This window comes from Arthrobacter sp. BGA-UO-ETr-C19, assembly GCF_059568005.1.
Map to the genome: position 1 here is coordinate 197160 of NZ_JCAQPC010000012.1, position 12372 is coordinate 209531.

Here is a 12372-nt window from a genome sequence, read left to right on the forward strand (position 1 = left end):
TCTTTGGCTACTAGGCCTTGAAACGCGGGAACGCGCTGCGGCCGGCGTAGCGTGCGGCGTCGTCGAGTTCCTCTTCGATGCGCAGCAGCTGGTTGTACTTTGCAACGCGCTCGGAGCGGGCCGGGGCACCGGTCTTGATCTGCCCGGCGTTGGTGGCAACGGCGATGTCGGCGATCGTGGTGTCTTCGGTCTCGCCGGAGCGGTGCGAGGTGATGGTGGTGTAACCGGAGCGCTGGGCCAGGGAAACGGCGTCCAGGGTTTCGGTCAGGGAGCCGATCTGGTTGACCTTGACCAGCAGCGAGTTGGCCGTGGCCGCGTCGATGCCCTGCTGCAGGCGCTCGGGGTTGGTGACGAACAGGTCGTCACCCACCAGCTGGACCTTGTCACCGATGGTGTCGGTGAGGATCTTCCAGCCTTCCCAGTCGTTCTCGTCGAGCGGGTCCTCGATGGAAACCAGCGGGTAGTCGGCAACGAGTTCGGCGTAGTAGGCGCTCATCTCGGCCGCGCTCAGGGCCTTGCCCTCGAACTGGTAGGCACCGTCCTTGAAGAACTCGGAGGAGGCGACGTCCAGGGCCAGGGCGATGTCGGTGCCCGGGGTGTAGCCGGCGTTCTGGATGGCTTCCTGGATCAGGTCCAGGGCAGCGCGGTTGGACGGCAGGTTCGGGGCGAAGCCGCCCTCGTCACCAAGGCCGGTGGAGAGGCCCTTCTGCTGCAGCACGGACTTGAGGTTGTGGTAAACCTCAACGCCCCAGCGCAGGCCCTCGGAGAAGGTCTCGGCGCCGATCGGGGCGATCATGAATTCCTGGATGTCGACGTCGGAGTCCGCGTGCGAGCCGCCGTTGAGGATGTTCATCAGCGGAACGGGCAGGACGTGGGCGTTCGGGCCGCCCAGGTACTTGTACAGCGGCAGGTCAGCGGAGGCTGCTGCGGCGTTGGCAACGGCCAGGGAGACGCCCAGGATGGCGTTGGCGCCCAGCTTGGCCTTGTTGGCGGTGCCGTCCAGGTCAATCATGGCCTGGTCGATGCTGCGCTGGTCGGTGGCGTCAAAGCCGGTCAGGGCCGGTGCGATCTGGTCGATGACGGCGTCAACGGCCTTCTGGACACCCTTGCCGAGGTAGCGGCCCTTGTCTCCGTCGCGCAGTTCTACGGCTTCGTGCTCGCCGGTGGACGCACCGGACGGAACGGCAGCGCGGCCGATCTGGCCGTCGGAGAGGAGAACTTCAACTTCGACCGTGGGGTTGCCACGCGAATCGAGGATCTCGCGGGCGTGGATGGCATCGATAAGCGCCATGGATTTGCTCCTTATGGGCAATTTACTGGGGAACTTTAGCGGAAAATCTCGACGTCCTCGTCAGGGACAAGCGTAGTCGAGAGTGGTGCACGTTACGGAAACCTATCCAGAACCCGGACGTCATGATCCGGGTGCGGAAGTTTCACAGGTGGCGGTTCTGGTAACGCCGGACGGCCCCGCGGAGGGCACGTTCGGCGTCGAACCCCCTGTTCCGGGCAGAACGGACGACGGCGAGCAGCAGCTCGCCTAGTTCGGCTTCGGTCTCTATTGTTTCGGCGAGCTCAACCGTCGGGGTTCCGGCAGGCCTCGCTTCGACAGGCTCAACCATCGGCAGCCCGGCCCGCTCGGCCCGGTCAAGGGTTTTCTGGGCCTGGGCCAATGCCGGCAGTGCCACCGGGATGCCTTCGAAGGGCGTGCTCCGCTCCGGGCTTTCGGCCTTTTTCACGGCATCCCACTTGAGCACAATCTCCTCCACCGTGGCGGGAAAGGAGTCCTGGAGGGAACCGTCCGGACGGAACACGTGGGGGTTGCGGCGGATCATCTTCGCGGTGAGGCCGCGAGCGACGTCGCCGAAACCGAACACGCCGCGTTCCTCGGCGAGCCGGGCGTGCAGCACCACCTGGAGCAGCACATCGCCCAGCTCGCCTTTGAGGTCAGCCTCATCCGCACCGGTCTCGATGGTCTCGGCCACTTCATAGGCCTCCTCCAGCAGGTACTCCACGAGCGACTCGTGGGTGAGGGCGCCCATCCAGGGGCAGTGCTCGCGAAGGGCGGCAATCACCCCCAGCAGCTCCCCCACCGGGTCAGGGGTTTCAGCCAAGGTCGCCGTACGCGTCGTTGATGTACTCCACGAGGGCTTCCTTTTCCTCGAGGGGCAGGAAGGAGGCCTCGGCGGCGTTGAGCGTGAGCTCCAGCAGGTCGTCGAGGTCGTAGTCGAAGGTTTCCACCAGCAGCTCGAACTCGTCGGTGAGCGTCACGCCGCTCATGAGCCGGTTGTCGGTGTTGATTGTCACGTTGAAGCCCAGCTGGTACAGCATGTCCAGCGGGTGGCTTTCGATGCCCTCGCCGAAGCCGGCAATGGCACCGGTCTGCAAATTCGAGGACGGGCAGATTTCCAGTGCGATGCCGCGGTCGCGGATCCAGCTGGACAGGTTGCCCAAGGTGACCAGGCCGATGTTGTCGCTGTCCTCGTCGTCGGCGTCGTCCTCGTCGAACTCCACCATGATGTCCTCGGCGATGCGCACGCCGTGGCCCAGGCGCAGCGCGCGGCCGTCAACCAGGGCTGACTGGATGCTGTCCAGGCCGGCGGCTTCACCGGCGTGCACGGTGGCCGGGAAATTGTTTTCGGCCAGGTAGGTGAAGGCGTCCCGGAAGCGGGAGGGCAGGAAGCCGTCTTCGGCCCCGGCGATGTCGAACCCTACGGCGCCGTTGTCGCGGTGCCGAACGGCGAGTTCGGCAATTTCCTGGCCACGGTCGGCGTGGCGCATGGCCGTGATCAGCTGGCCCACCTGGATTTCGCGGCCTGTCTCGGCCACGGCCTCCACACCGGCTTCGAGGCCTTCCTGGACCGCCTCGACAACCTCGTCCAGGGTCAGTCCCTTCTGGAGGTGCTGCTCAGGTGCCCAGCGCACTTCGCCGTACACCACGCCGTCGTCCGCCAAATCTTCAACGAACTCCTTGGCGACGCGGAACAGCCCTTCCTTGGTCTGCATGACGGCGACCGTGTGGTCGAACGTCTCCAGGTAGCGGACCAGCGAGCCGGAGTCGGCGGATTCGCGGAACCACTCGCCCAGCGCGGTCGGGTCGGTGGACGGGAGGGTGTGCCCCACCGCCTCTGCCAGCTCGATGATGGTGGCAGGGCGCAGGCCGCCGTCGAGGTGGTCGTGAAGGGATACCTTGGGCAGGCTCTTCAGGTCGAAGTCAAGGGCAGGGGCGGCGTCAACGATTGGCTCAGTCACGTACCAACTCTAGGGTTGGACCGGCGGCAATGCCAACGCACCGCATTGCACGGTGACGGGCGGTCCGAAAGGCCGCCCTGCCGCGCTGCTAAGCCACGCGGCTGGCCTGTTCCCGGCCGCCTTCCGGGACGCCGCCCTCTTCCGGCGCAGGGCTCCCTTCCGGGGCAGCGGCGGCGTCGTTGCGGCCGAGCCGCTTGTGCCACCAACGGAGGGCGTGGTCGATGATGATGCCCAGGATGATGGCGAACACGACGGCGATGCCGGCGCCGAGCAGCGGGTTGTGGTGCAGCCATGGGAAGGAGCTGGCGACGAGGCCGATGCCAATCGAATAACCCACCCAGGTGAAGCAGGCCAAGGCATCCAGCAGGAAGAACCTGCGGTGCGGGTATCCGGTGGTGCCGGCGACGTAATTCACCGCCACACGGCCCCACGGAATGTAGCGCGCCGTGAAGATCAGCACGGCGCCGCGCTTCTCGAGTTCGTACCGGGCCCAGCCGAAGACTTTCTGCACCCTGGGCCGGCGCATCCATTTCCAGCGCTCCAGCCCGATCTTCCGGCCAAGCATGTAGGCCATGTTGTCTCCGGCCATGGCGCCGGTCAGGGCAGTCAGGCCGAGGATCCAGAGATTGGGCTCGCCGCTGTGCCGGGAGAAGGCCGCCAGCGCCACGATAAGCGTCTCGCTGGGCACCACCATCGCGAACCCGTCAACGAAGAAGAACATGAGCAAAACGGGATAAATCCACCACTGACCCGCTGCATGGAGCACGGCCTCATTAATAAACTCCACGCGGGTGTTGCTCCTAGGGACTATAACAAGACAGGAAGTGACGCAAATCGCTCTTTAGTGTCGCATGGCGGGAGGATAGTCCGCTACGCCTTGATTGGAAAGTCAACTTTCTTCCAACGGATCCCGAACGCGGTTCCGGATCCGGTTGATACCGAGGTCCACCAGGATGCCCAGCACAATGGCGCAAACAATGGCGATCATGGCCCCCAGCAGGTGGTTTTCCTCGAACCACTGGCCGAAGAACAGCCCGATGGCCACGGAGTACGAGGCCCAGAGGGTGGCGGAAAGCACAGTCAGCCCGACGAAGCGGGGATGGGAATAATGCGTGGCTCCTGCGGTCAGGTTGACCGCCACCCTGCCGATGGGGACGAACCGCGCCACGAGAATCAGCGACGCCGGCCGCTTGCGCAACTCCCGTCCGGCCCACCGGAAGGCGCGCTGCATCCGAGGCCCCCGCATCCACGCCCAGCGCTGTGTGCCCACTCCCCGGCCGATGAGATAGGCGGCGTTGTCGCCGGTAAACGCGCCCAGTCCTGCGACGGCCGCCAGCAGCCACGGGTTGGGAACGTCCGCCGTCGCGGCGACGGCGGCCAGCCCCACCACCACGGATTCGCTGGGAATGGGCGGGAAGAAGCCGTCGATGACGCAGCAGGCGAGGACTATGAACAGGACCCAGGGCTGCCCGGCGGCAGCCAGGATGAAGTCATTGATGGCCTGCACGGTCAGGCGACGCGGTCGATGATGAGCTGCTGGGCAGGCCTGGAACCAACCGGCGCGACGGTGGCGGCGTTCTCGAGCGCCTCCCTGGCCCGGGCAAACTTCTCCGGCGTGTCCGTCAGCAGGGTCATCAGCGGTTCGCCGGCACGCACAGTCGCGCCGGGCTTGGCGTGCAGGCGGACGCCCGCCGCTGCCTGCACCGCGTCTTCCTTCCGCGCCCGGCCGGCGCCGAGCCGCCAGGCCGCCACACCCACGGCGAACGCGTCGAGCTCCACAAGGACACCGTCGGCGGGCGCGTAGATGGTTTCCGTTTCCCTGGCCACCGGCAGCTTGGCCCGCGGGTCGCCGCCCTGCGCCGCGATCATCCGGTTCCAGACGTCCATGGCCCTGCCGTCCTTGAGCGCGGCGGCGGGATCGGCGTCGGAAACACCGGCACACCGCAGCATCTCCTCCGCGAGCCTCACCGTCAGCTCGACCACATCGGCCGGGCCGCCGCCCGCAAGGACCTCAACGGATTCCTCCACCTCGATGGCGTTGCCCGCGGTGAGTCCAAGAGGGGTGCTCATGTTGGTCAGCAGGGCCACGGTTTCCACCCCGGCGTCCTTGCCCAGGGCCACCATGGTCTCGGCCAGTTCGCGTGCGCCGGCCTCGTCCTTCATGAACGCCCCGCTGCCCACCTTGACGTCCAGCACCAGCGAGCCCGTGCCCTCGGCGATCTTCTTGCTCATGATCGACGAGGCAAGCAGCGGGATGGACTCGACGGTGCCCGTGACGTCGCGGAGCGCGTAGAGCTTCCGGTCCGCCGGAGCGAGCCCTGCACCGGCGGCGCAGATCACCGCGCCCACCTCCTGGAGCTGGGCCAGCATTTCATCGTTGCTCAGGGATGCACGCCAGCCCGGAATGGACTCGAGCTTGTCCAGCGTGCCGCCGGTGTAGCCCAGCCCGCGCCCGGACAGCTGCGGCACTGCCACTCCGAACACGGCGACGAGGGGCGCCAGCGGCAGGGTGATCTTGTCCCCCACCCCGCCCGTGGAGTGCTTGTCCGTGGTTACCTTCACGCCGCCGTCGGGGCGCCGGAGGCCGGAGAAGTCCATCCGTTCCCCCGAGGCAATCATCGCCGCGGTCCACCGCGATATCTCGGCACGGTCCATGCCGTTGAGCAGGATGGCCATGCTCAGGGCGGCCATCTGCTCCTCCGCGATGACCCCGCGGGTATACGCGTCGATGGTCCAGTCAATCTGCTCGGGGCTGAGTGCACCCTTGTCGCGCTTGGTTCTGATGATCTCGACGGCGTCGAACGCCTGGGTTTCCTTTAAAGGACGTGTCACCGGGTTCCCTCCAGGTGTTCGGGGCCAAATGCATCGGGCAGCACCTGGTCCATGGTCTTGATCCCCTGCGTGGTCATCAGCTCCATGCCGGGCGCCCGGAACTCGTGCAGCAGCTGCCGGCAGCGTCCGCAGGGCATCAGTACGTTGCCGCCCGCGTCGACACAGTAGAAGGCGCGCAGCATGCCGCCGCCGGTCATCTGCAGGTTCCCCACGAGGACGCACTCGGCGCACAGCGTCAGGCCGTAGCTGGCATTCTCCACGTTGCAGCCACTTACGATCCGGCCGTCCGCCGTGAAGGCCGCGGCCCCCACCGGAAAGTTCGAGTAGGGCGCGTAGGCGGCCTTCATGGCGCCGAGCGCGGCGGCTTCCAGGGCCGTCCAGTCGATGATGGCGCCCACGTCATTGGCGTCGTTCTGCACGGCCGTCACCCCTTGGCGTACGGGATGCCGCTGGCCGGCATCCGGGTGCGCCGAAGCGCACTCATGAGCCCACTTTAGTGTCCAGTGGCATGTCCGGTTAACACGTCGAGCGCGAACGCACACTTGAGGCCCGCCGCTTGGGGCTTAAGTGTGCGTTCGCGCTCGGGTGACGGCTGTTGCCCGGGGGCTAGAGCCGGACGAGCATCTTCCCGGTGTTCCCGCCGTCGAGCATGTCCATGAAGGCCTGCGGAGCGTTCTCCAGGCCGTCGACAACCGTCTCGTCGTACCGGACGGTCCCGTCGGCGAGCCAGCCGGCCATCCGCCCGGCGAACTCAGCGGCATGCTGGCGCTGGCCGCCCACCAGGAATCCGCGCAGCGTGAGCTGCTTGCCGATCGCCACGGCCAGGTTGCGCGGCGCGGCCGGCGGTTCCGTCGAATTGTACTGGGCGATGGCGCCGCACATGGCCACGCGGCCGCCCACGTTCAGGACGGACAGCGCCGCCTCGAGATGGTCGCCGCCAACGTTGTCGAAGTACACGTCTATGCCGTTGCTGCCCGCGGCGGCCTTCAGCTGGTCCAGGACCGGGGCATCGCGGTAGTTGAACGCCGCGTCGAAGCCCAGGTCCAGCAGCCGTGCAACTTTCTCCGGTGTACCCGCGCTGCCAATCACCTTTGAGGCACCCATCGCCTTGGCGATCTGTCCCACGAGCGAAGCAACGGCGCCGGCGGCACCGGAGACGAAAACGGCGTCCCCCGGCTTGAACTCCGCGACCTTCAGCAGGCCAGAGTACGCGGTGAGGCCGGTCATGCCCAGCGCACCCAGGAAGGCAGAGGCCGGGGCGAGGCTGGTGTCCACGGGGGTTGTCCGCTCCGCGTCCACCACCGCGTGCTCCCGCCAGCCGAGTTGATGTACGACGACGTCCCCCACCTTGCGCTGATCGGACCGGGACGCGATCACCTCGCCCACCGCACCGCCGTCGAGCGCTTCGTCCAGCGCGAACGGCGCCGAATAGGATTTGGCATCGTTCATGCGGCCTCGCATGTAGGGGTCAACCGAGATGAACAGGTTCCGGACCAGGATCTGGCCCTCATTGAGGGCCGGGACCGCTGCCTCGGCGAGCCTGAAGTTTTCCGGGACGGGCCGTCCCGACGGGCGCGAGGCCAGCTGGATCTCGCGGGTGGTCACCGGCAATGCCGTTGCTGCGCCGGCGCTCACGCTGCGAACTCCACGAGCGTGAGTGCGACGTCCATGTTGCCGCGCGTCACGTTGGAGTACGGGCAGATGCTGTGCGCCTTGGCCATGAGCGTCTCTGCGGTGTCGCGGTCCAGTGCCGGGAGGGCGACTTCCAGTTCGGCGGCCAGGCCGTAGCCCTCGCGGTCCTGGAGGGCGCCGAAGTGGATCTTGGCTGCAACAGCGGAGTCGGTGAGGTCCGCTTTAGCCTGCCGGCCAACGACGCGGAGGGCGGAGTGGAAGCAGGCCGCATAGCCGGCAGCGAACAGCTGCTCCGGGTTGGTGCCCTGGCCGCTGCCGCCCAACTCCACCGGGCTGGCAAGGTTGACGTCGAGCTTGCCGTCCTTGGTGCGCGCGGAACCGTCGCGGCCTTCGCCGGACGCGAGGGCCTCGGCTGTGTAGAGAGTCTTCAATGTGTTTCCTTCCGGTTGGGAGGTCTGGAGGTTTCGGGGCTGCCTAGCGTGAACCGTGCAGGGCTGCTGTGAGCTTGCCGAGGGTTTCGCGCAGCTGGTCAAGTTCGCCGGGGCTCAGGCCCGCTGCGGCGGCGAGGTGTTGGGGCACGCCGGAGGCCTTGCTGCTGAGGGCCTTGCCCGCCTCGGTCAGGTGCACGGCGACGCGGCGCTCATCCTCCGCCGAGCGCTGCCGCTCCACGAGGCCCAGCGCCTCGAGACGCTTGAGGAGGGGCGAGAGGGTCCCGGAGTCGAGACCCAGCTCCGCACCGAGTTCCCGGACGCCGCGCGGCTCGTTCTCCCACAGCACGAGCATGACGAGGTACTGCGGGTAGGTCAGGCCGAGTTCTTCCAGGAGCGGGCGGTAAACGGCGGTGGCGGCCCGCGACGCGGAGTAGAGGGCAAAGCACACCTGGCGGTCAAGACGGGGAGCATCGGGCATACCGATAACAGTAACGTGCAATTCAATTGTGCACAACTTACATGAGCAAGGAAAGCGCGAACTGGCAGCTGATGCCCACAAACCGGGGATTTGAGGGCATCAGCCGCCAGTTCGCGCCTGGGGACGGGCCTAGAGGTCGCGGATGGTGCGGAGTGCTGCGGCGGTGAGGACCTGGATGCCGAAGCCAAGGGCCCGCTCGTCCAGGATGTAGTCGCCGCGGTGCAGGTCGTACTCCTCGCCGCCGGGAGTCTTGGTGCCGAGGCGCATCATGGCCCCCGGCAGCTCGGCCAGGAACCAGGCGAAGTCCTCCCCGCCCATGGACTGCGGCGTCAGCACTACTGCGCCCTCGCCGATCTCAGCGCGTGCAGACGCCTCGATCAGCGCCGTCTCATGCTCGGAGTTGACCACGGGAGGAACGCCCCGGGTGTGCTCCAGCCGCACGTCGACGCCGTAGGGCGCCGCCACCTGGTGCACCACTTCATCCAGGAGTTCACCGGCGCTGTGCCAGGCGTCGCGGTCCAGGCAACGCATGGTCCCTGCCATGTACCCGGTGCCGGGGATCGCGTTGGGCGCCGAACCTGCAGAGATGTGCCCCCACACCACCGAGACGCCGCTGCGGACATCCACCCGGCGGGACAGGACGGCCGGCACGTTCACGGCAATCTGCGCCAGGGCGAAAACAAGGTCCTCGGTCAGGTGCGGGCGCGAGGTGTGCCCGCCGCGGCCGGACAGTTCAATCCGAATGGTGTCCGACGCCGAGGTGATGGCGCCAATGCGCGTGCCGATCTTGCCCACTTCGATGCGCGGGTCGCAGTGCAGCGCCAGGATGCGGGGCACGCCTTCCAGCACGCCCTGCTCGATGCAGGAGTGCGCCCCGCCGGGCATGGTTTCCTCGGCAGGCTGGAAGATGATGCGCACGGATCCGCCCAGCGGGGATTCCTGGTGCATGCGGTGCAGCACGAGGGCGATGCCCAGCATGGTGGTGGTGTGCACGTCGTGGCCGCAGGCGTGGGTGACGCCGTGGTTCTTCGAGGCGAACGGGAGTCCCGTCTCCTCGATGATCGGCAGCGCGTCGATGTCACCGCGCAGCGCGGTGGCGATGGGGCCCTCGCCGATGTCCACGGTCAGGCCGGTGCCCTCGAGCCGGCGGGGCTCCAGGCCTGCCGCCTCGAGCCGCTCCGCCAGCTTGTCCGTCGTCCGGAATTCCCTGAAGGACAGTTCGGGGTGCGCATGCAGGTCACGGCGAAAATCGATCAGTTCCGGCAGCAGGGGCTCGAGCCACGGCCCCACCAGTGCGGTGGGCTCAGCTTCAGTAGTGTAATTGCGCACACCTCAACTGTAGCGAGACCGCAAAAATTAGCGGCATCGCCTTCTCCGCGTTACGTGTTCGCCGTCTCCGATTTACTTACGGCCGGAGGGTGCACAACCGCAGCGGGCCGGCGCACTGAAGTGCACCGGCCCGCTGGAAGAGGTCCTGCTAGAGGACGTCGGTGTCGCCGCTGGCCTTCAGGGCGTCCACCGCCTGCTTCACCCGCTGCGAGTGCTGCTTGGTGGTAACCAGCAGTGCATCCGGGGTATCCACGATGACGACGTCCTTGATGCCGATCAGCGCGATGACACGCTTGGTGTCCGAGACAACCACGCCGCTGGCGTTTTCGGTGAAGACGCGGGCGCCCTCGCCGAGGACGGTCACCTCGTCCACTTCCTTGGCGCTGTTGAGCCGGCCCACGGAGGCGAAGTCGCCGACGTCGTCCCAACGGAATGAACCGGGCACGACGGCGACGTCCCCGGCCGCCGCTGCGGGCTCGGCGACTGCGTAGTCGATGGCGATCTTGGGCAGGGTGGGCCAAATACGCGCGGTGACTTCGTCACGCTGCGGGGTGTCCCACGCCTGGGCGATTTCCTGCAGGCCGTTGAACAGTTCGGGCTGGTTCGCTTCCAGGTGCTTGAGCATGAGGGAAACGGGCGCCACGAACATGCCTGCGTTCCAGACGTACTCGCCGCTGTCCACGTACTGCTGGGCCGCGTCCTCGTCCGGCTTCTCCACGAACTCCACCACTGCCTGGGCGCTCGGCGCGCCGGGGATGTGCAGCGAGCTTCCGGACCGGATGTAGCCGAAGCCGGTGGACGGGTGCGTCGGCTTGATGCCGATGGTCACGATCTTGCCGGCCGCCGCAGTGTGGATGGCTTCCCGCACGGCATCCTGGAAGAGACCATCGGGGCTGATCACGTGGTCCGCGGCGAAGGAGCCCATGATGACGTCCGGATCGCGCTGGTGCAGGATGGCTGCGGCCAGGCCGATCGCGGCGCCGGAGTCCTTCGGTTCGCTCTCGAGCACGAGGTCGCCGTCCTGCACTTCGGGCAGCTGGCGGCAGACGGCCGTGCGGTGCGCCACGCCGGTGACAACAAGGACACGGTTGCCGGCCAACGGTTCGAGGCGGTCATAGGTGGCACGCAGAAGCGTGCTTCCCGAACCGGTGAGGTCGTGAAGGAATTTGGGAGCTGCTGCACGTGACAGAGGCCAGAGGCGGGTCCCCACACCGCCTGCAGGAATCACAGCGATAAAACGGCTGAGAGGTGAATCCTGGCTTGTCACTTTGTCGTTACTCATCAGGGCCTACTTTAGCCGACGCGCCTCAAGGCGGCCTTCCGCCGGCCGCCAGCATGCGGATACTGTGGCAACAGATGTGGTGTTCGTCTCAAAATAACCGAAAATCCGTACAGTACGTGGCGGGCAAGGACCGCCTGAATTGAATAAGCTGTGAGCGAAGCCTAGATTTAGGCCTGAGCTACGAGTGCTCTCGCAGTAGGCGTTCCCCCCGCGTGGATCCCACGCCAGCGCCGCTGTGTCGCAGGGAGGTTTATTCAGTGCCGACGAAACCAGCTGGCACCTTGTACCGCGGCCGTGAAGGCATGTGGTCTTGGGTTGGACACCGCATTACTGGTGTAGTGATCTTTTTCTTCTTGTTGGTCCATGTGCTGGACACCTCGCTGGTGAGGGTGTCGCCTGAGGCCTACACCGCCGTAATTGGTGCCTACAAGAACCCGCTGATGGCCCTGGGTGAAACGGGCCTCGTCGCAGCGATCGTATTCCACGCCTTCAACGGCCTGCGGATCATCGCCGTCGACTTCTGGAAGAAGGGCGCCAAATACCAGCGTCAGATGCTCTGGGTGGTGCTGGGCCTGTGGGTCGTCACCATGGTCGCCTTCGCCATCCGCCACCTGTCCCTCGCGCTCGGAGGTCACTAAGCCATGTCTGCAACTGAGATCCAGTCCCCGCGCAGCGGACAGATCGGCGGCAAGCCCGAGTCCGGCAAGATCGCCCCGAAGTACCGCCGCAACGGCAGCTCGCGCGGCAACTTCGAAATGCTGGCCTGGCTGTTCATGCGTCTGTCCGGCGTGGTCCTGGTTGTGCTGATCTTCGGCCACCTCATCGTGAACCTCCTGGTGGGCGAGGGCATCCACGCGATCGACTTCGGCTTCGTTGCCGGCAAGTGGGCAGATCCGTTCTGGCAGTTCTGGGATCTGGCCATGCTGTGGCTCGCCATGCTGCACGGCACCAACGGCGTACGTACCATCATCAACGACTACGCCGAGAAGGACTCCACCCGCTTCTGGCTCAAGATGGTCCTCTACGCAGCCTCCGCCGTCATCATCATCCTCGGCACCCTGGTGATCTTCACCTTCAACCCGTGCCCGGTAGTGGACGGCGTCCAGCTGCCCGGCGGCTTCTGCCCCGCGTAGCATCCC

At 66.5% G+C, this 12372-nt stretch carries 14 protein-coding genes; 2 read left to right on the forward strand and 12 right to left on the reverse strand.

The features are described 5' to 3' along the window. Positions 1 to 10: 10 nt before the first annotated feature. From eno to AC57BR_RS06545, 12 genes are all read right to left on the reverse strand, one after another. On the reverse strand, positions 11 to 1291 hold the full coding sequence (eno, locus tag AC57BR_RS06490) for a phosphopyruvate hydratase (RefSeq protein WP_003798068.1): 1281 nt from the start codon (positions 1289 to 1291) through the stop codon (positions 11 to 13). 142 nt (positions 1292 to 1433) lie between these two features. Then, positions 1434 to 2039: a MazG nucleotide pyrophosphohydrolase domain-containing protein gene (locus tag AC57BR_RS06495; RefSeq protein WP_496359031.1), complete on the reverse strand. Its 606-nt coding sequence runs from the start codon at positions 2037 to 2039 to the stop codon at positions 1434 to 1436. A 64-nt stretch (positions 2040 to 2103) separates the two neighbouring features. Continuing rightward, the gene (locus AC57BR_RS06500; RefSeq protein WP_496358954.1) at positions 2104 to 3249 is read right to left on the reverse strand and encodes an adenosine deaminase; all 1146 of its coding nucleotides are present in this window, start codon (positions 3247 to 3249) and stop codon (positions 2104 to 2106) included. A gap of 88 nt (positions 3250 to 3337) precedes the next feature. After that, on the reverse strand, positions 3338 to 4036 hold the full coding sequence (locus AC57BR_RS06505; RefSeq protein WP_496358955.1) for a DedA family protein: 699 nt from the start codon (positions 4034 to 4036) through the stop codon (positions 3338 to 3340). Positions 4037 to 4138: 102 nt separating this feature from the next. Then, on the reverse strand, positions 4139 to 4756 hold the full coding sequence (locus AC57BR_RS06510) for a DedA family protein (RefSeq protein ID WP_496358956.1): 618 nt from the start codon (positions 4754 to 4756) through the stop codon (positions 4139 to 4141). A 2-nt stretch (positions 4757 to 4758) separates the two neighbouring features. Next, positions 4759 to 6081: a thymidine phosphorylase gene (locus AC57BR_RS06515; RefSeq protein WP_496358957.1), complete on the reverse strand. Its 1323-nt coding sequence runs from the start codon at positions 6079 to 6081 to the stop codon at positions 4759 to 4761. Continuing rightward, the gene (locus AC57BR_RS06520) at positions 6078 to 6509 is read right to left on the reverse strand and encodes a cytidine deaminase (protein WP_496358958.1); all 432 of its coding nucleotides are present in this window, start codon (positions 6507 to 6509) and stop codon (positions 6078 to 6080) included. Before AC57BR_RS06520 ends, AC57BR_RS06515 begins: the two co-directional genes overlap by 4 nt. Before the next feature lie 178 nt (positions 6510 to 6687). Continuing rightward, on the reverse strand, positions 6688 to 7716 hold the full coding sequence (locus tag AC57BR_RS06525; RefSeq protein ID WP_496358959.1) for an NADP-dependent oxidoreductase: 1029 nt from the start codon (positions 7714 to 7716) through the stop codon (positions 6688 to 6690). Continuing rightward, complete coding sequence (locus AC57BR_RS06530; RefSeq protein WP_496358960.1) at positions 7713 to 8144, reverse strand: organic hydroperoxide resistance protein; 432 nt, start codon at positions 8142 to 8144, stop codon at positions 7713 to 7715. The genes AC57BR_RS06525 and AC57BR_RS06530 overlap by 4 nt, the downstream gene beginning before the upstream one ends. Positions 8145 to 8187: 43 nt before the next feature. Next, positions 8188 to 8622: a MarR family winged helix-turn-helix transcriptional regulator gene (locus AC57BR_RS06535; protein ID WP_496358961.1), complete on the reverse strand. Its 435-nt coding sequence runs from the start codon at positions 8620 to 8622 to the stop codon at positions 8188 to 8190. Between the two features lie 129 nt (positions 8623 to 8751). Continuing rightward, positions 8752 to 9951 (reverse strand): amidohydrolase, encoded by a 1200-nt coding sequence (locus AC57BR_RS06540; protein WP_496358962.1) that lies wholly within the window; start codon positions 9949 to 9951, stop codon positions 8752 to 8754. Between the two features lie 148 nt (positions 9952 to 10099). Next, positions 10100 to 11233: a mannose-1-phosphate guanylyltransferase gene (locus AC57BR_RS06545; RefSeq protein WP_496358963.1), complete on the reverse strand. Its 1134-nt coding sequence runs from the start codon at positions 11231 to 11233 to the stop codon at positions 10100 to 10102. A gap of 257 nt (positions 11234 to 11490) precedes the next feature. Here AC57BR_RS06545 and sdhC point away from each other — a divergent pair, with 257 nt between their 5' ends. After that, positions 11491 to 11871 (forward strand): succinate dehydrogenase, cytochrome b556 subunit, encoded by a 381-nt coding sequence (sdhC, locus tag AC57BR_RS06550; protein ID WP_076798412.1) that lies wholly within the window; start codon positions 11491 to 11493, stop codon positions 11869 to 11871. A 3-nt stretch (positions 11872 to 11874) separates the two neighbouring features. Further along, positions 11875 to 12366 (forward strand): succinate dehydrogenase hydrophobic membrane anchor subunit, encoded by a 492-nt coding sequence (locus AC57BR_RS06555; protein ID WP_003798094.1) that lies wholly within the window; start codon positions 11875 to 11877, stop codon positions 12364 to 12366. Positions 12367 to 12372: the final 6 nt, after the last annotated feature.

Coding starts and splice junctions, on each gene's coding strand:
- eno (WP_003798068.1), bottom strand. CDS start 1,291: ATGGCGCTTATCGATGCCATCCACGCCCGCGAGATCCTCGATTCGCGT.
- AC57BR_RS06495 (WP_496359031.1), bottom strand. CDS start 2,039: ATGGGCGCCCTCACCCACGAGTCGCTCGTGGAGTACCTGCTGGAGGAG.
- AC57BR_RS06535 (WP_496358961.1), bottom strand. CDS start 8,622: ATGCCCGATGCTCCCCGTCTTGACCGCCAGGTGTGCTTTGCCCTCTAC.
- AC57BR_RS06545 (WP_496358963.1), bottom strand. CDS start 11,233: ATGAGTAACGACAAAGTGACAAGCCAGGATTCACCTCTCAGCCGTTTT.
- AC57BR_RS06555 (WP_003798094.1), top strand. CDS start 11,875: ATGTCTGCAACTGAGATCCAGTCCCCGCGCAGCGGACAGATCGGCGGC.